The organism is Aeromonas sp. FDAARGOS 1407 (assembly GCF_019048725.1).
GTDB lineage: Bacteria > Pseudomonadota > Gammaproteobacteria > Enterobacterales > Aeromonadaceae > Aeromonas > Aeromonas enteropelogenes.
The window spans coordinates 3,933,860-3,950,440 of the sequence record NZ_CP077399.1; the positions used below are offsets into that span (position 1 = coordinate 3,933,860).

Annotated in this window: 16 protein-coding genes; 10 read left to right on the forward strand and 6 right to left on the reverse strand. The window is 60.3% G+C overall.

The genetic code is table 11. The features are described from left to right. Nucleotides 1-80: 80 nt before the first annotated feature. From I6L37_RS18440 to I6L37_RS18450, 3 genes are all read right to left on the reverse strand, one after another. Nucleotides 81-821, reverse strand: a complete 741-nt coding sequence (locus I6L37_RS18440) for a YebC/PmpR family DNA-binding transcriptional regulator (RefSeq protein WP_042069917.1) — start codon at nucleotides 819-821, stop codon at nucleotides 81-83. Nucleotides 822-911: 90 nt separating this feature from the next. Further along, entirely contained in the window at nucleotides 912-2,678 is a 1,767-nt protein-coding gene (aspS, locus tag I6L37_RS18445; RefSeq protein ID WP_201941080.1) for an aspartate--tRNA ligase, read from the reverse strand. Between the two features lie 32 nt (nucleotides 2,679-2,710). Further along, nucleotides 2,711-2,962 (reverse strand): FmdB family zinc ribbon protein, encoded by a 252-nt coding sequence (locus tag I6L37_RS18450; RefSeq protein WP_005337686.1) that lies wholly within the window; start codon nucleotides 2,960-2,962, stop codon nucleotides 2,711-2,713. A gap of 163 nt (nucleotides 2,963-3,125) precedes the next feature. On the opposite strand from I6L37_RS18450, the gene I6L37_RS18455 reads away from it, so the two are divergent. The 6 genes from I6L37_RS18455 to I6L37_RS18480 all read left to right on the forward strand — a co-directional run bounded on the left by I6L37_RS18455 (nucleotide 3,126) and on the right by I6L37_RS18480 (nucleotide 9,371). After that, nucleotides 3,126-3,974 carry a DUF72 domain-containing protein gene (locus I6L37_RS18455; RefSeq protein WP_201941079.1) on the forward strand — a complete coding sequence of 283 codons (849 nt, stop codon included), beginning with the start codon at nucleotides 3,126-3,128 and terminating at the stop codon, nucleotides 3,972-3,974. Nucleotides 3,975-4,295: 321 nt separating this feature from the next. Next, entirely contained in the window at nucleotides 4,296-5,045 is a 750-nt protein-coding gene (cmoA, locus tag I6L37_RS18460) for a carboxy-S-adenosyl-L-methionine synthase CmoA (protein WP_216992628.1), read from the forward strand. Then, on the forward strand, nucleotides 5,042-6,019 hold the full coding sequence (gene cmoB / locus I6L37_RS18465) for a tRNA 5-methoxyuridine(34)/uridine 5-oxyacetic acid(34) synthase CmoB (RefSeq protein ID WP_216992629.1): 978 nt from the start codon (nucleotides 5,042-5,044) through the stop codon (nucleotides 6,017-6,019). Before cmoA ends, cmoB begins: the two co-directional genes overlap by 4 nt. An 82-nt stretch (nucleotides 6,020-6,101) precedes the next feature. Continuing rightward, nucleotides 6,102-6,860, forward strand: a complete 759-nt coding sequence (locus I6L37_RS18470; protein ID WP_026457187.1) for an ATP-dependent zinc protease — start codon at nucleotides 6,102-6,104, stop codon at nucleotides 6,858-6,860. 3 nt (nucleotides 6,861-6,863) lie between these two features. After that, nucleotides 6,864-8,402, forward strand: coding sequence for an inactive transglutaminase family protein (locus tag I6L37_RS18475; RefSeq protein WP_026457188.1), 1,539 nt, complete (start codon nucleotides 6,864-6,866; stop codon nucleotides 8,400-8,402). Nucleotides 8,403-8,405: 3 nt separating this feature from the next. Continuing rightward, nucleotides 8,406-9,371, forward strand: a complete 966-nt coding sequence (locus I6L37_RS18480) for an alpha-L-glutamate ligase-like protein (RefSeq protein ID WP_124240150.1) — start codon at nucleotides 8,406-8,408, stop codon at nucleotides 9,369-9,371. Nucleotides 9,372-9,515: 144 nt separating this feature from the next. Here I6L37_RS18480 and I6L37_RS18485 read toward each other — a convergent pair whose 3' ends face one another. Next, the gene (locus tag I6L37_RS18485) at nucleotides 9,516-10,118 is read right to left on the reverse strand and encodes a peroxiredoxin C (protein ID WP_026457190.1); all 603 of its coding nucleotides are present in this window, start codon (nucleotides 10,116-10,118) and stop codon (nucleotides 9,516-9,518) included. A gap of 145 nt (nucleotides 10,119-10,263) precedes the next feature. On the opposite strand from I6L37_RS18485, the gene I6L37_RS18490 reads away from it, so the two are divergent. From I6L37_RS18490 to I6L37_RS18505, 4 genes are all read left to right on the forward strand, one after another. Continuing rightward, complete coding sequence (locus tag I6L37_RS18490) at nucleotides 10,264-11,172, forward strand: hydrogen peroxide-inducible genes activator (protein ID WP_042028560.1); 909 nt, start codon at nucleotides 10,264-10,266, stop codon at nucleotides 11,170-11,172. Between the two features lie 162 nt (nucleotides 11,173-11,334). Further along, nucleotides 11,335-11,787, forward strand: a complete 453-nt coding sequence (locus I6L37_RS18495) for a C40 family peptidase (RefSeq protein WP_042028559.1) — start codon at nucleotides 11,335-11,337, stop codon at nucleotides 11,785-11,787. A 293-nt stretch (nucleotides 11,788-12,080) separates the two neighbouring features. Further along, the gene (locus I6L37_RS18500) at nucleotides 12,081-12,257 is read left to right on the forward strand and encodes a hypothetical protein (protein WP_124240153.1); all 177 of its coding nucleotides are present in this window, start codon (nucleotides 12,081-12,083) and stop codon (nucleotides 12,255-12,257) included. A gap of 397 nt (nucleotides 12,258-12,654) precedes the next feature. Then, the gene (locus I6L37_RS18505; protein WP_042069923.1) at nucleotides 12,655-14,109 is read left to right on the forward strand and encodes a SulP family inorganic anion transporter; all 1,455 of its coding nucleotides are present in this window, start codon (nucleotides 12,655-12,657) and stop codon (nucleotides 14,107-14,109) included. Nucleotides 14,110-14,191: 82 nt separating this feature from the next. Here the strand turns inward: I6L37_RS18505 and icd are convergent, their stop codons facing one another. Together icd and I6L37_RS18515 are read right to left on the reverse strand one after the other, a co-directional pair. Continuing rightward, nucleotides 14,192-15,445, reverse strand: coding sequence for an NADP-dependent isocitrate dehydrogenase (icd, locus tag I6L37_RS18510; protein WP_042069925.1), 1,254 nt, complete (start codon nucleotides 15,443-15,445; stop codon nucleotides 14,192-14,194). A 166-nt stretch (nucleotides 15,446-15,611) separates the two neighbouring features. Continuing rightward, the gene (locus I6L37_RS18515; RefSeq protein WP_042069926.1) at nucleotides 15,612-16,487 is read right to left on the reverse strand and encodes an AraC family transcriptional regulator; all 876 of its coding nucleotides are present in this window, start codon (nucleotides 16,485-16,487) and stop codon (nucleotides 15,612-15,614) included. Nucleotides 16,488-16,581: the final 94 nt, after the last annotated feature.

The window sequence follows — 16,581 nt, forward strand, 5'->3', positions numbered from 1 at the left end:
GAAAAAAGAGAGCAGGTTTTACCGACGGGATAAAAAAATGGCAGCCATCTGGCTGCCATCGGGAGAGCATGAGCGGGCGATCAGAGGGTCGCGGCCACTTCGTCGGAAATGGAACCGTTGTGGTACACCTCCTGCACGTCGTCCAGATCTTCCAGCATGTCGATGAGGCGCATCAGCTTGGGCGCGGTCTCGGCATCCAGTTCGGCTTCAGTGGAAGGGATCATGGTCACTTCGGCGCTCTGGGCCTTGAAGCCGGCGGCTTCCAGACCGTCGAGCACGGTACCGAAATCGTTCGGGGTGGTGTACACCTCGATGGAACCATCCTCTTCGGTCACCACGTCGTCAGCACCCGCTTCCAGGGCAGCATCCATCAGGGCATCTTCATCGACGCCCACGAAGGTCAGCAGGCCCTTCTTGGTGAAGAGGTAGGAGACGGAACCGTCGGTACCCAGGTTGCCACCGCTCTTGCTGAAGGCGTGACGCACTTCGGAGACGGTACGGTTACGGTTGTCGGTCAGGCACTCCACCATGACGGCGGTACCGGCCGGGCCGTAGCCTTCGTACACGATAGTCTCGAGCTGCTCGCCGTCACCACCGCCAGCGCCACGCTGGATGGCGCGGTTGATGGTATCGCGAGTCATGTTGTTGGTCAGGGCTGCCGTCACCGCCGCACGCAGACGCGGGTTGTTGGCCGGATCCGCATCACCGAGACGCGCGGAGGTGGTGATTTCGCGGATCAGCTTGGTGAAGATCTTGCCACGCTTGGCATCCTGAGCGGCCTTGCGGTGTTTGATGTTGGCCCATTTACTGTGACCTGCCATAGGGACTCTCCGTTATATTTTTAACTTTCAGTAACACAAGGGGAAACGTGAAAGGCCGCATTGCTGCGGCCTTTGGTGCCGGATTACGGCTTATTCATCACCCTTGACGGTGGTCGCAATCGCCAATTCACCCAGTTGGGCCGGGTTGGCGAAGCTGGGGGCGTCTGTCATCAGACAGGCGGCCGCGGTGGTTTTCGGGAAGGCAATCACGTCCCGAATGTTGTCGGTACCGGTCAGCAGCATGCTGAGGCGGTCCAGGCCAAAGGCCAGACCGGCGTGGGGCGGGGTACCGTATTTCAGGGCATCCAGCAGGAAGCCGAACTTCAGGCGCTGTTCGTCCGGGGTAATACCCAGGATGTCGAACACGGTGGCCTGCATTTCGCTGTTATGGATACGCACGGAGCCGCCACCTACTTCGTAGCCGTTGATCACCATGTCGTAGGCGTTGGCGTAAGCACCCAGCGGATTGGCTTTCAGCTGTTCCGGGCTCAGGTTGCTCGGCGCGGTGAAGGGGTGGTGCATGGCAGCCAGACCGCCTTCGCCATCTTCCTCGAACATCGGGAAGTCGATGACCCACAGGGGCTTCCAGCTGTTCTCCAGCAGACCCAGATCGCGGCCCACTTTCAGGCGCAGGGCCCCCATGGCGTCGCACACAACTTTCTTGGAGTCGGCGCCAAAGAAGATGATGTCGCCATCGGCCGCGCCGGTACGGGCCAAGATCTCGCGCACGATCTCGTCAGAGAGGAACTTGGCCACCGGGGACTGTACGCCTTCGATGCCGCTCCCGGCCTCGTTGACCTTCATCCAGGCCAGGCCCTTGGCACCGTAGATGCCGACGAACTTGGTGTACTCGTCGATCTGCTTGCGGGAGAGCTCGGCGCCGCCCGGTACTTTCAGGGCAGCCACACGGCCTTTCGGATCGTTGGCAGGGCCGGCAAACACGGCGAACTCGACGGCGGTCAGCAGATCTGCCACATCCACCAGTTCCATCGGCAGACGCAGATCCGGCTTGTCGGAGCCAAAGCGGCGCATCGCCTCGTCGAAGGTCATGATGGGGAAGTCGCCCAGATCCACGTTCAGGATATGCAGCCACAGTTTGCGGATCATCTCTTCCATCACCTCACGCACTTGCGGTGCGGTCATGAAGGAGGTCTCCACGTCGATCTGGGTGAATTCCGGCTGACGGTCGGCACGCAGGTCTTCGTCGCGGAAGCACTTGACGATCTGGTAGTAGCGGTCGAAGCCGGACATCATCAGCAACTGCTTGAACAGCTGCGGGGACTGCGGCAGGGCGTAGAACTTGCCCTTGTGCACACGGCTCGGCACCAGGTAGTCACGGGCCCCTTCCGGGGTGGCCTTGGTCAGCATCGGGGTCTCGATGTCGAGGAAGCCGTGCTCGTCCATGAAGCGGCGCACGAAGGCACTGGCCTTGGCGCGGGTCTTCAGGTACTTGGCCATCTCGGGGCGACGCAAGTCCAGGTAGCGGTACTTGAGGCTGATCTCTTCGCTGTTGACCTGGTTGAAGTCAAGGGGCAGCGGCTCGGCGCGGTTGATGATGGTGAGCTCGTGGGCGAACACCTCGATGGCACCGGTGGCCATGTCGCTGTTGCGCTGGGACTCCGGACGGGTGCGCACCACGCCTGTCACCTGGATGCAGAACTCGCCACGCAGCTCGGAGGCCAGAGCGAACGCTTCCGGCTTGTCCGGATCGAAGAACACCTGCACGATCCCTTCGCGATCGCGCATGTCGATAAAGATCAGACCGCCGAGATCACGACGACGGTGGACCCAACCGCACAATGTAATGGTCTGCCCTTCATGGGCCTCATTGACCTGTCCGCAATAGATAGAGCGCATGGACTTCTTCCTTCGAAATTGTAGAGAGACGGTTAACCTTGGGCCGCCGGGCACGACTGGCAAGCACCGTCTGTCTCACAGCTGGCCAGATTCTTTTTCTTACCCGGTTTGAAATCAGTCTCGTACCATCCGGTTCCCTTGAGCCGGAAGCCTGCCGCCGATATCAGCTTGACCAGATTCGGCTTGCTACAGGCCGGGCAGTCGGTCAGGGGGGCATCGGAAAGCTTTTGCAGTTTTGCCAATTCATGGCCACAGACGTCGCAACGATATTCGTAGATAGGCATGGGTCACAAGAAATTGAAAAACAAAAGGGCTGGCATTATAGAGGAAAACCCCCATTTGGGTAAAATGGCCAGCAACCCCCTTTGCCCAGTTTTTTTGCCTCCGATGCCTAAACTCGGCCAAAAAAACGTCGCACCTTCTCCATGAGCGGAGCAAACAACCAGCATGAGCCTCTATCTGGGCCTGCCGCAATGGTCCCACCCCGCCTGGCCGGGGCAACTGCTTGGCCTGGGCGCCAAACCCGCCGAGCACCTCGCCCACTACGCCAGCGTGTTCGACTCGGTGGAAGGAAACACCACCTTCTACGCCCTACCGACACCCGAGACGGTGCAGCGCTGGGCCGATGCGGTGCCAGCCCGTTTTCGCTTCAACTTCAAGTTTCCGCAAACCATCAGCCACCAGAGCGATCTGGTGAGCGTGGACAAGCAGGTCGCGGACTTTATCGCGCTGCTCGCCCCGCTGCACGACAAGCTGGGGCTGCTCACCCTGCAGCTGCCCGCCCGCTTCGGCCCCGAGGGGCTGCCCCGCCTGCAGGCCTTTTTCAACCGGTTGCCGGGCGAATTTCGTTATGCCCTTGAGGTACGCCATCCCGATTTCTTCGCCAAGGGTGAGGCCGAACGCGCCCTGAACAGGATGTTGATGGAGAAGGGCATCAACCGCATCATGCTGGACAGCCGACCGCTCTTCTCGGTACCGGCCACCACAGCTGCCATGATCGATGCCCAGGGCAAGAAGCCCAGGCTGCCAGTGCATCTGCTGGCCACCGCCCAGGCCCCCGTGGTGCGCCTTATCGGCCTGCCAGATCCGGCGGCCAATCACCCCTTCTTGCCGGGCTGGCTCCCCCACTGGCAGCAGTGGCTCGCCGAGGGCAAGGATCTCTACCTGTTCATCCACACAGCCGACAATGCCAGAGCCCCTGAACTGGCTCGCCAGATCAGCCATCTGCTTGGTCAGGAGATGGCCTCCTGGCCGGGGGAAAACGATCGCGCGCGCCAGGGAGTGCTGCCCTTTTGAGCGCCATCGGCTGACGCGTAAAAAAAGCCGTATTTTTCTGGTCTGGCGGGGCCTGGCGCCAAGACAAATGGCCTGCAATCCTCTACACTAGCGCCCCAAGCGAGGGGCCCGAATGTTTCGCATTGCAATCCGTTGCAACCGACGATAGGGCTCCGGTTCAAGGGTCCGGAACATGACCCGTACGAACAGGGCCGGTCCAGGGAGCTCATGACCCGTCACCCGTTCGTAAAGCAGGTGATATATCAACTCTGATGGCTATCACTCAACGACTCAATTGAACAATGCCGTCGGTTTATTCAACGACGGTCAGGTTGCGCCAGCATGCATACCAAAGATCAAATTTTTGCCGCCCCCATCGCCCGACTGGGGGATTTCTGTTTTGACGAGCAGGTCGTCGACGTCTTTCCCGACATGATCCAGCGATCGGTGCCGGGTTACAGCAACATCATCTCCGCCATCGGCATGATGGCCGCCCGCTACGCCCAGCCCGAGAGCCGACTCTACGATCTCGGCTGCTCCCTCGGGGCCGCCACCCAGGCGATGCGCCGCCATGTCAATCAACCGGGTTGTCGCATCACGGCGGTCGATCTCTCGCATCCCATGATCGAGCGGGCCCGCGCCCACCTATCGGGCTTCAAATCCGAGGTGCCGGTGGAGCTGGTGGAGGCGGACATCTGCGACATCGAGATCGAGAACGCCTCCGTGGTGGTGCTCAACTTCACCCTGCAGTTCGTGGATCCCGAAAAGCGGGCCGCCCTCATCCAGCGCATTCACGACGGCCTGCGCCCGGGCGGCATCCTGATCCTCAGCGAGAAGTTTCGTTTCGAGGACGAACCGGTCAACGAGCTGCTCATCGACCTGCACCTCGACTTCAAGCGGGCCAACGGCTACAGCGAGCTCGAGATCAGCCAGAAGCGCACCGCCCTTGAGAACGTGATGCGCACCGACAGCCTGCCGGTACATCAGGCCCGCCTGCGGGAGGCCGGCTTCGTCCATCAGGATCTCTGGTTCCAGTGCTTCAACTTCGGCTCCATGATCGCCATCAAATCGAGCGAGCCTGCCCAACCATGATCGACTTTGCCAACTTCTATCAGCTGATCGCCAAGAACCGGCTGAGCCACTGGCTGCATACCCTGCCCGCCCAGCTACACGCCTGGCAACATGACAACCAGCACGGGGATCTGCCGCGCTGGAACCGTGCCCTCAACAAGCTGCCGCTGGTGGCTCCCGGCCACGTCGAGCTGACCAGCCGGGTCGAAATCGGCTCGGCCGAGAGCCTGGGGGAAGGCGAGCGCAAGAAGGTGGAGAGCCTGCTGCGCCACTTCATGCCTTGGCGCAAAGGGCCCTTCACCGTGCACGGCATCCACATCGACACCGAATGGCGTTCCGACTGGAAGTGGGATCGAGTGCTGCCCCACATCAGCCCGCTGGCGGGACGTTACGTGCTGGATGTCGGCTGCGGCAGCGGCTATCACCTCTGGCGCATGGTGGGTGAAGGGGCCAAGCTGGCGGTCGGCATCGATCCGAGCCCGCTGTTCCTCTGCCAGTTCGAGGCCATTCGCCACTTCGCAGGCAATGACCAGCGAGCCCACCTGCTGCCCCTTGGCATCCAGGAGCTGCCGGAGCTGCGCGCCTTCGATACCGTCTTCTCCATGGGGGTGCTCTATCACCGCAAATCCCCCATCGAGCACATCGAGCAGCTGCGCAACCAGCTCAAAGACGATGGCGAGCTGGTGCTGGAGACCCTGGTGATCGACGGCGGCGTCAATGACGTGCTGATGCCTACCGACCGCTACGGCAAGATGCGCAATGTCTGGTTCATCCCGTCCAGCGCAGCACTCAAGCTCTGGGTTGAACGCTGCGGTTTTACCGATGTGCGGATCGTCGACGAGAATATGACCAGCACCGACGAACAGCGTCGTACCGACTGGATGATTAATGAATCCCTGAGTGATTATCTGGATCCGGACAATCCGGCGCTCACGGTAGAAGGACACCCGGCTCCCAAGCGGGCCGTACTGATTGCGCGCAAGGCCAAAGACTAGCCGATGGCTGCTGTGGACGTTACACTGACCAAATTCCAGGAAGCACAGTTAAATGAATGACATGAAAAGCAAATTAAAAGGAATGACCCTGCTCTCCCTGCTTAGTCTCGGCGGGTGTGTCAATATGGAAAAACCTCCCCAGGTCCCCGCTCTGACCCTGGCCGAGCTGCGTAGCGAGCTCAGCCAGAGTGAACAGCGCCTGCAAACAGCCATGGAACAGCAGCAGAAGCAGTATGCCCAGCAACAGCATCTGCTGGTTCAGCTCAACACCGATGTCACCAAGATGAAAGAGTCCGTCAAGCACGTAGATCACAAGCTCGCGAGCCTCCCGACCGAACCGCCCAAACCCCTGCCAATTCCGGCGGCAAAATGCCCCGCCCCGGATCAGGGCCACACCATAGATGGCAAACTGCTGGTGGGTGAAGCGGAGTGGATCTGGGTCGATGCCGCCAACGACGCCTTCCAGGCTCGGGTCGATACCGGCGCCACCACCTCCTCCATCAGCGCCCAGGAGATCACCATTTTCGAGCGCAACGGCAAGAACTGGGTGCGCTTCTTCCTGAGCCATCAGGAGATGGACGACAAGATCCAGATCGAGGCGCCGCTGGTGCGTCACGTGCGGGTGCGTCAGGCCTCCGCTGACGATCTGGACCGTCGCCCCGTGGTTCGCCTGGCAGTGCGTATCGGCGATATGACCGAGAAAGCCGAGTTTACCCTGAAAGACCGCAGCGACATGACCTTCCCCGTGCTGCTGGGTCGTGAGTTCCTCAAGGATATCGCCGTGGTCGACGTGGCCCGCGAATATATCCAGCCCAAACCCAAGCTCAAGGATGTGAAATAATCCATGGTTTCTCGCAAGCCGTTCTATTTGCTGGTTGCCCTGCTGTACATTGTCGGCCTGGGGATGACCCTCTATCACCACATCGCTCTGGACGTGCCACTGACGCCGGGTGAAAAGCGCCAGATTTGGTCCATTGAGGCCAAACTGGAGTTCGATGCCACCGGTGAGCCGGTGATCGCTTCCCTGGCTATTCCTGGCACCCAGCCCGGTTTCACCCTGATGAACGAGAATGCCGCGAGCCCGGGCTACGGTCTTTCGTTTGTTGAAAAAGATGGCGATGCCCGTGCCGAGTGGTCAATTCGCACTGCTTCCGGCCGTCAGGAGCTCTACTACCGCGTCGACATGATGGCGGATGCTCACGCCAAGCCGGCTGCCAACCCGCAGCCGCCCGCCATCGAGAAGCAGATCGAGAGCGAGCCCTATGCCACCGCGATGAAGCAGATCCTGGAACGTGCCCAGGAGCGCTCCGCCGACGGCTATACCCTGACTCGCGAGATCATCAAAGAGATCGAGAAGCAGGAACAGAACGCCGAGCTGCTGAAAAAGAACAAGTCTCGTGCCAACCTGATCGCCGAGCTGCTCAACAACGCCGACATTCCGGCCCGTGTAGTCCATGCCCTCAATCTGGAAGACGGTCGCCGTCGCCAGGAGCTGGTGGATTACCTGCAAGTCTTCAACAGCCCGACCGACTACAAGCTGTTCAACCCGCAGACCGGTGAACAGGGCCGCCCGGCCAACCTGCTGCTGTGGGAGTACAACTCGGGCGCCCTGCTGGACGTGACCGGCGGTCACAACTCCCGCGTCACCTTCTCGATGATCGAGCAGGAGCAACCGGTGAGCGTCGCGCTGGCCCAGAAGTTCGAAAAATCCGAGATGTTGAACTTCTCCATCCACAGCCTGCCGCTGGAAGAGCAAGCCCTGTTCAAAGGCCTGCTGCTCATTCCTATCGGCGTGCTGATGGTGGTGTTCCTGCGGGTACTGGTAGGGATCAAGACTTCGGGCACCTTCATGCCGGTGCTAATCGCGGTCGCCTTCATCCAGACCTCCCTGGTGACCGGTCTCATTGGTTTCCTGCTTATCGTGGGCACCGGCCTTATCATCCGGTCTTACCTCTCAAGGCTCAACCTGCTGCTGGTAGCTAGGATATCGGCGATCATTATCATGGTGATCTCGATGATCGGCATCTTCTCTGCATTCGCCTTCAAGCTGGGGCTGACCGACGGCATGAAGATCACCTTCTTCCCGATGATCATCCTCTCCTGGACCATAGAGCGGATGTCCATCCTGTGGGAAGAAGAGGGTCCGAAAGAGGTGTTCCGCCAGGGCGGCGGTTCCCTGCTGGTGGCCGTCATCGCCTACCTGGCCATGGATAACGAACTGATCCGTCACCTCACCTTCAACTTCCTCGGTCTGCAACTGGTGCTGATGGCGACCGTGCTGCTGATGGGTAACTACACCGGTTACAAGCTGAGCGAGCTCAAGCGCTTCAAGCCGCTGGTGGACGAGATGAAGTCTGGCGCCACGCCGGGTAAGGACAAGTAACAGATGTGGTTCTGGGAAAAGTACACCACCCCGTGGAGCCTGTCTCAGTCAGGCATCCTCGGCATGAACAAGCGCAACCACTCCTACATCAGCCGCTACAACCCGCGCCGTCTCTACCCACTGGTGGATGACAAGCTGCAGACCAAGCGCATCGCGCTGGATGCAGGCGTGACGGTGCCGGATCTCATCGGCACCATCCGCGAGCAGCACGGGGTGGGACAGATCACCGAGCTGGTGAAAGAGTGGCCGGGCTTCTGCATCAAGCCGGCCCGGGGTTCCGGCGGCAAGGGGATCCTGGTGATCCTGCGTCAGGAAGATGGCCTCTTCTACAAACCCAACGGCAGTGCCTGCAATGGCCAGGATCTGGAGCGCCATGTCTCCAACATCCTGGCGGGGCTCTACTCTCTGGGGGGCAAGCCGGACGTGGCGCTGGTAGAAGGGCTCATCAACTTCGATGACGTGTTCGACGGCTACTCGTTTGAAGGGGTGCCCGACTCCCGGGTCATCATCTTCAAGGGCTTCCCGGTGATGGCCATGATGCGCCTCTCCACTTCTGCCTCCGACGGCAAAGCGAACCTGCACCAAGGCGCCGTGGGAGTGGGTTTGTGCCTGCGAACCGGTCGCGCCCTGCGGGCGGTACAGTTTGGCTCACCCATCCGCCACCATCCGGATACGGGACTCGACCTCTACGATCTCAGGGTGCCCCACTGGGATACCCTGCTGACCCTGGCCGCCTCCTGCTACGAGATGTCGGGGCTCGGCTATATCGGGACCGACATGGTGCTGGACAAGTTCCGCGGCCCCATGTTGCTGGAACTCAACGCCCGTCCGGGCCTTGCCATCCAGATCGCCAACGGCCGCGGCCTGGTGCCCAACCTCAAGACCATTGAGAAGCTGGGCCAGGTCAAGATGAACGTGGAGCAGCGGGTCAACTTCGCCAAGGATCACTTCGGGATCTTCGACGAATAATCCGGTTGCTACCCGATGCCAAAAGCGCGCCCATGGCGCGCTTTTTTATACCTGCCCTACAAGCTGTTACTGCATCCACCATCCAAATAACAGGCATAAAAAAACCGGCGCCTTGGCACCGGTTTTTTACTTCGCATCAACCCATTACAGGGCGTCGGCGTTCTCGGACAGGTATTTGGCTACGCCATCCGGAGAGGCCTGCATGCCTTTCTTACCCTTTTCCCACTGAGCCGGGCACACTTCGCCGTGCTCTTCGTGGAATTGCAGGGCGTCGACCATGCGCAACATTTCGTCGATGTTGCGACCCAGCGGCAGATCGTTCACCACCTGATGACGAACCACGCCGTTCTTGTCGATCAGGAAGGAGCCACGGAAGGCAACACCGGCTTCCGGATGCTCGACGTCATACGCCTTGCAGATCTCGTGCTTCACGTCGGCGATCAGCGGGTACTTGACCTGGCCGATGCCGCCATCTTCCACCTTGGTGTTGCGCCAGGCGTTGTGGGAGAACTGGGAATCGATGGAAACACCGATCACTTCCACGCCACGCTTCTGGAACTCTTCATAGCGATGATCGAAGGCGATCAGCTCGGACGGGCAGACGAAAGTGAAGTCGAGGGGATAAAAGAAGACAACGGCGGCTTTGCCTTTGATGTGGGATGACAGGTTGAAAGAGTCAACGATTTCGCCATTACCCAGAACGGCTGCGGCAGTAAAATCGGGTGCGGGACGGCCTACCAATACCATATTCAATTCCTCTTTTGTGAAGTGAACAATCCGCTCAGGATTGGGCCACCTTGGGCCTGGTCCATCTAATTCAAGCGACAAACTATAGGCCCGGTGGTAGATTAGTCAAATCAAATTAAATAGATAGCATTAATCGGGTTTTTCTATGCAACGTTGGCCCAGCCTCAAACAGCTGCAATATCTGGTTGCTCTCGACGAGCACAAAAACTTCAACCGCGCCGCCAAGGCTTGCCATGTCAGCCAGTCGACCCTGAGTACCGGGATCCAGACGCTGGAGGACATGATGAACCTGCAACTGGTGGAGCGGGACCACAAGAGCTTCATTATGACCCCGGTCGGCATGGAAATCGTCGAGCGGGCTCGCAATTTGCTCTCCGACGCGCGGGATCTGATGGAACTCGGTCAACATCAGGGGGGAGTCATGCAGGGGACAGTGCGCCTCGGCTGCATCCCCACCATTGCCCCCTTCCTGCTCAGCAAGCTGCTGAAGGTGTGCAGCAAGACCTATCCTGACCTCGAATTGTTGCTGCGTGAAGACACCACCAGCAATCTGCTCAAACAGCTGGAGCAGGGTCAGCTCGATCTGCTGATCCTAGCGCTGCCCATCGAGATCGGCGGCTTTCACTGCAAGACCGTCGGTCAGGATCCCTTTCACATGGTGATGCCTGCCAGCATGGCGGCCGGGCTGCACACCCCGTTCGACTACAAGGAGCTGCCCAACCAGAGCATCTTCCTGCTGGAGCGGGAGCACTGCCTCACCGAGCATGCGGTCAGCGCCTGTCGCCTGCGGGACAAGAGCAAGATCAACCCGTTCGCGGCCACCAGCCTGCACACCCTGGTGCAGATGGTAGAGGCGGGCCTGGGCACCACCTTCCTGCCCCAGATGGCCATAGATGCCGGCATTCTCGACAACTCGGATCTGGTGGCCATCCCGCTGCCCGGCGAAAAATCCTATCGTGAGATAGGCCTGGTATGGCGTCCCAGCACCACCCGGGTGCAGACCTTCTACAAGCTGGCCGAGCTGCTCACCCCGCTGATCAGCCCGGCCAAATAAGCTCAAACGCCAGCCCTCCGGCTGGCGTTTTTTTTACGCAGCCACGCATTTTTGCCATTTGAGACTAGGTCTTGGGCCAGATCCCTGTTTATGATGGAAAAGTTGTCGTGCCGGTCATCTTCTGACGCCGGTGTCCAAGCCTGATCTGTAGAGAGAGCACCGATGTATCGTTTCTTGCTGCTATCCATACTGACCCTGCTGCTGGCTGCCTGCTCCAGTACTCCCGAACCCACGCCACCCGCCCCTCGCCAGAGCAGTGCCTTCGACGGCTTCTACCAGCAGTGGCGCGGCGTACCCTATCGCATGGGGGGCTCGACCCGGGCCGGCCTCGACTGCTCCGCCTTCACCCAGCTGGCCTACCAGCAGGTAATGGGGTTTTCCCTGCCCAGAACCACAGAATCCCAGGCCACCCTCGGCACACCGGTCGAACGTTATCGGCTGCAACACGGGGATCTGGTCTTCTTCAAGACCGGCTGGCGCCAGTACCACGTCGGGGTCTACACGGGATCGGGGGAGTTTATCCACGCCTCCACCAGCAAGGGGGTGATCCGCTCCCGTCTCGACAATGTCTACTGGAACAGCCGCTACTGGCAGGCTCGCCGCCTGACCCAATAAGGCACCAAGCCCACTTACCTGTCCTTTCATCTTCCCGTGAAGAGTCATGGACCATTGCTTATAACCCAATTGAACCCAAAACCTGCGTTTCTGCTCATTTTGTGATAAAGTGGTGACCCTTTTTCAGGCATAGCCCTGTTGCGCCGGGTTTCTCTTCGTATGAAAACAATGCCCCAGACAGGCAAACGCAACAGCTGTGGTGTGGCAGGAGCAGCCACGCAGCGTCAGCGCGGGACGAGCGACTGGCCACACAACACGGGTTTCAATCGTCAATTTGATAAGGAGATCGTGCAATGAAGCAATATCAAAGCTGGTTGGGACAATACCTGATGAGCCGTCGTGACGGTGACCATGCCATGGCTTCCGAGCTGGCCAGCTCCATCTGCGAGTTCTGGCAGCAGCAAGGAGATGAGGCCGAGCTGGACAAGTGGCAGCAGATCTACCAGCACCATCTGGAAAGAACCACTTAATCATCCGATTCCTTGCCTTGCAGCACCCGAGCTGCAAGGCTTTCTTTTGTTTACCCTTTCCAGCTCCCCTCTTTATCTCCGTTTTGTTGCCAATCGCGGCAACCTGATGTCGATGTCATCCCTGTGCCATCAGTTCGCACCAGACGACAGAAACCACGGTTCTAGCCCTTGCATAGCCAACGCATACAGCCATAAAACTCTCTTTCGCCTCTCCTGCGGCATGTCGCCTCAACGGTTCAACTACCCAAGCACGATTGAAATGAGCGATACGCCGCCACATCACCCCACTTCCGCCTTGCCCCTGCCACTCCCCTTTGTTAGAGTCGCGCGCCGCGCGGCGACCGCGCCCACAAAAACAATGAGCGCCCAGGGCGCCAGCAACGAGCGAGAACAATCCATGCGTGAGCGCATCAGACAAGAGTGGTTTGGCAACGTCAGGGGGGATCTGCTGTCGGGCACGGTCGTGGCCCTGGCCCTGATCCCGGAGGCCATCGCCTTCTCCATCATCGCCGGCGTCGATCCCAAGGTGGGGCTCTACGCCTCCTTCTGCATCGCCGTCATCATCGCCTTCACCGGCGGCCGCCCGGCCATGATCTCCGCCGCCACCGGCGCCATGGCCCTGCTGATGGTGACCCTGGTGCGCGAGCACGGGCTGCAATACCTGATGGCCGCTACCCTGCTCACCGGCCTGCTGCAGATCCTGGCCGGCTACCTGCGCCTCGGCGCCCTGATGCGCTTCGTCTCGCGCTCGGTGGTGACCGGCTTTGTCAACGCTCTGGCCATCCTCATCTTCATGGCCCAGTTGCCGGAGCTGACCAACGTCAGCTGGCAGGTCTACGCCATGACCGCAGCCGGGCTTGGCATCATCTACCTGTTCCCGCGCCTGCCGCGCATCGGCACTTTGCTCCCCTCGCCGCTGCTGTGCATCGTGCTGCTTACCGCGGTGAGCGTCGGCCTCGGCCTCGAGGTGCGCACGGTCGGCGACATGGGCGCCCTGCCGGACACCCTGCCGGTCTTCATGTGGCCCGACGTACCCCTCAATCTCGAGACCCTGGCCATCATCTTCCCCTACTCCGCCGCCCTGGCCGTGGTGGGGCTGCTCGAATCCCTGATGACCGCCGCCATCGTCGACGAGATGACCGGCACCCGCAGCGATCGCCACCGTGAGTGCAAGGGCCAGGGGCTGGCCAACATCGCCGCCGGCCTGATGGGCGGCATGGCGGGCTGCGCCATGATCGGCCAGTCGGTCATCAACGTGAAATCCGGTGGCCGCGGCCGCCTCTCCACCCTGGTGGCGGGGGCCCTGCTCATCGTCATGGTGGTATTCCTGGATGAGTGGATCCGCCAGATCCCCATGGCGGCCCTGGTGGCGGTGATGATCATGGTATCCATCGGCACCTTCTCCTGGGGCTCAGTGCTGCGCATGCACAAGACGCCGCTGGCCACCAATCTGGTGATGCTGAGCACGGTGGCCGTGGTGGTTGTGACCCACAACCTGGCCCTCGGGGTACTGACCGGCGTGCTGCTGGCCTGCCTCTTCTTCGCCCACAAGGTGGCGCGCACCCTGCTGGTACACAGCGACAGCGAGCGTCACGGCGCCACCCGCACCTACCGGGTGCACGGCCAGGTCTTCTTCGCCAGCACCGAGCAGTTCTGTGCCGGCTTTGACACCGGCGAATCCCTCGAGCGGGTGGTGATCGATTTAAGTGACGCCCATTTCTGGGATCTCAGCGCCGCCGAGGCCCTGACCAAAGTGCGCCGCCGCTTCGAGGCTGCCGGCACCGAGGTGCAGCTGACGGGGGTGAGCGACGCCAGCGCCGCCCTGCTCGGCCGCTTCGCCCCGGCGACCTGACCGAACGCCGCTTCTGGAACCAAACGCCCATAAAAAAAGGCCAGCCCCCTGGGGCTGGCCTTTTGCGTTGCCGAGGCAGCGCTTACATCTGGTCGACCATGTCCTGGGCGAACTGGGAGCAGGAGCGCAGGGTAGCGCCTTCCATCAGGCGCTCGAAGTCATAGGTGACGGTCTTGTTGCGGATCGCCGCTTCCATCCCCTTGATGATGAGGTCGGCCGCTTCGGTCCAGCCCATGTGACGCAGCATCATCTCGGCGGAGAGGATGAGGGAGCCCGGGTTGACCTTGTCCTGACCGGCGTATTTCGGCGCGGTACCGTGGGTTGCTTCGAACAGGGCCACGCCGTCGCCGATGTTGGCACCAGGTGCGATGCCGATGCCGCCCACCTGGGCCGCCAGCGCGTCGGAGATGTAGTCACCGTTGAGGTTCATACAGGCGATGACGTCATACTCGGCCGGGCGCAGCAGGATCTGTTGCAGGAAGGCGTCGGCGATGACGTCCTTGACCACGATGGTCTTGCCGGTTTTCGGGTTCTTGAAGGAGCACCAGGGGCCGCCGTCGATAAGCTGGGCGTCGTACTCTTTCTGGGCCAGGGCGTAACCCCAATCCTTGAAGGCACCTTCGGTGAACTTCATGATGTTGCCCTTGTGCACCAAGGTCACGGAGTCACGGTCGTTGTCGATGGCGTACTCGATGGCGGCACGGACCAGACGCTCGGTACCGGCCTTGGACATGGGCTTGATGCCGATGCCGCAGGACTCGGGGAAGCGAATCTTCTTCACGCCCATCTCGTTTTGCAGGAAGGAAATCACCTTCTTGGCTTCGTCGCTGTCGGCCTTCCACTCGATGCCGGCGTAGATGTCTTCGGCGTTCTCGCGGAAGATCACCATGTCGGTCAGATCAGGACGCTTGACCGGGCTCGGAGTGCCTTCGTAGTAGCGTACCGGGCGCAGGCAGACGTAGAGATCCAGCTCCTGGCGCAGGGCCACGTTGAGAGAGCGAATACCGCCACCGACCGGGGTGGTCAGGGGGCCCTTGATGGCCACGCAGTATTCACGAATGAAATCCAGGGTTTCGGCCGGCAGCCAGGCACCTTCGCCATAGACATGAGTCGATTTCTCGCCGGTATAGATCTCCATCCAGGCGATCTTGCGCTCGCCTTTGTAGGCTTTCTCGACCGCGGCATTTACCACATTCAACATGGCCGGGGTCACGTCCACACCGATACCATCCCCTTCGATAAACGGAATGATGGGATTGTGGGGAACCTGCAGCTTGCCGTTGGCATCGACTGTGATTTTCTGGCCCTGGGTCGGGATAACTACTTTGCTTTCCATCGGCATCTCCTAACTTCCGTTTGTTATCAATCTGATCGTTGCGCGCGGCCATCTTAGCCCATTCATTTTCATAATAAAATGGCGATCACCCATGTCAGACCAAAGAGGTAGCCCCCGGGCGATCCGGGTCACAATCCCGCCCCGGCCGCGGCTCTGGCGCCAGTCGCTATCCTTCGGCCTCGCAGGCCAATGTCTGGGGCTGGCTCAGAGCGCGGTATTGGGACGGCGTCAATCCCGTCTTCTGCTTGAACACCCGACAGAAGTAATTTACATCGGTGTAACCACAACGGCTGGCTACCTCCTCCAAGCGGAAACGGTACTTTTTCAGCATGAATTTGGCCCGGTCGATGCGCACCCAGCTGATGTAATCGGCCAGGCGCATATGGCCCTGCTCACGAAACAGGTGGGAGAGATGGCTGGCGGAGACATTGAAGCGGTGAGCGATGGAGTCGCGGGTAATGGGGCGGTGAAAATTTTCCTGGATATAGATGCAGATGCCGTGGAACAGATCCGCCCCCCGCGGCCTGTCAACGGCGGACTCCGCCAGCAACTGACGCGTACTGGTGAGCAGCGCCTGCAGCAGCAGATCGTCAGTGGGCGCACGACCGGGATCCTCGGCCAGCACATTGAGCGCTCCCAGAATATGCTCTGTCACATGACCCGCCCGGGCCATGATGCTGTGTTTTTGCACGTCAAAGAAATCGGGCTCTTCCCGGCGTTTGCTCACCAAGCTGAACCCTATCTGGCGCTTGCCAAACAGCAGGCTCAATACGGAGCAGTCAGTGGTCCAGAGCGGCTTGTTCCAGCCGTTGGGAGGGATATAGAGCGCCTGCCCGGGCTGCACACCAATCTCCTTGCTGCCAGCCTCCCTGTCCCACACCTGATTGAGGTATTCACCGCTGAACACCAGCTCGAGGCGGGGAAAGTTGACCTGATAGCTGAAGCTTGGGGGCAGACCCTGTTCACTGGCGAACCAGATTTGGTCGAAAGGAACCTGTTCACCAAGGGCACCATCAAACAACTGGCTGAAAATGAGTGACATGCTGATCCTGATCAAGAGAGAGGCAAGCGGTTGCGGCGCACGCAATGGCCCATGTTATAGTCCGGCTCGGACTATCAATGCCACCCTTTTCTTC

What these genes read in the sequence shown, in the direction of transcription:
- I6L37_RS18440 (WP_042069917.1), bottom strand. Translation starts at nt 821, where the DNA reads ATGGCAGGTCACAGTAAATGGGCCAACATCAAACACCGCAAGGCCGCT.
- aspS (WP_201941080.1), bottom strand. Translation starts at nt 2,678, where the DNA reads ATGCGCTCTATCTATTGCGGACAGGTCAATGAGGCCCATGAAGGGCAG.
- I6L37_RS18450 (WP_005337686.1), bottom strand. Translation starts at nt 2,962, where the DNA reads ATGCCTATCTACGAATATCGTTGCGACGTCTGTGGCCATGAATTGGCA.
- I6L37_RS18455 (WP_201941079.1), top strand. Translation starts at nt 3,126, where the DNA reads ATGAGCCTCTATCTGGGCCTGCCGCAATGGTCCCACCCCGCCTGGCCG.
- cmoA (WP_216992628.1), top strand. Translation starts at nt 4,296, where the DNA reads ATGCATACCAAAGATCAAATTTTTGCCGCCCCCATCGCCCGACTGGGG.
- cmoB (WP_216992629.1), top strand. Translation starts at nt 5,042, where the DNA reads ATGATCGACTTTGCCAACTTCTATCAGCTGATCGCCAAGAACCGGCTG.
- I6L37_RS18470 (WP_026457187.1), top strand. Translation starts at nt 6,102, where the DNA reads ATGACCCTGCTCTCCCTGCTTAGTCTCGGCGGGTGTGTCAATATGGAA.
- I6L37_RS18475 (WP_026457188.1), top strand. Translation starts at nt 6,864, where the DNA reads ATGGTTTCTCGCAAGCCGTTCTATTTGCTGGTTGCCCTGCTGTACATT.
- I6L37_RS18480 (WP_124240150.1), top strand. Translation starts at nt 8,406, where the DNA reads ATGTGGTTCTGGGAAAAGTACACCACCCCGTGGAGCCTGTCTCAGTCA.
- I6L37_RS18485 (WP_026457190.1), bottom strand. Translation starts at nt 10,118, where the DNA reads ATGGTATTGGTAGGCCGTCCCGCACCCGATTTTACTGCCGCAGCCGTT.
- I6L37_RS18490 (WP_042028560.1), top strand. Translation starts at nt 10,264, where the DNA reads ATGCAACGTTGGCCCAGCCTCAAACAGCTGCAATATCTGGTTGCTCTC.
- I6L37_RS18495 (WP_042028559.1), top strand. Translation starts at nt 11,335, where the DNA reads ATGTATCGTTTCTTGCTGCTATCCATACTGACCCTGCTGCTGGCTGCC.
- I6L37_RS18500 (WP_124240153.1), top strand. Translation starts at nt 12,081, where the DNA reads ATGAAGCAATATCAAAGCTGGTTGGGACAATACCTGATGAGCCGTCGT.
- I6L37_RS18505 (WP_042069923.1), top strand. Translation starts at nt 12,655, where the DNA reads ATGCGTGAGCGCATCAGACAAGAGTGGTTTGGCAACGTCAGGGGGGAT.
- icd (WP_042069925.1), bottom strand. Translation starts at nt 15,445, where the DNA reads ATGGAAAGCAAAGTAGTTATCCCGACCCAGGGCCAGAAAATCACAGTC.
- I6L37_RS18515 (WP_042069926.1), bottom strand. Translation starts at nt 16,487, where the DNA reads ATGTCACTCATTTTCAGCCAGTTGTTTGATGGTGCCCTTGGTGAACAG.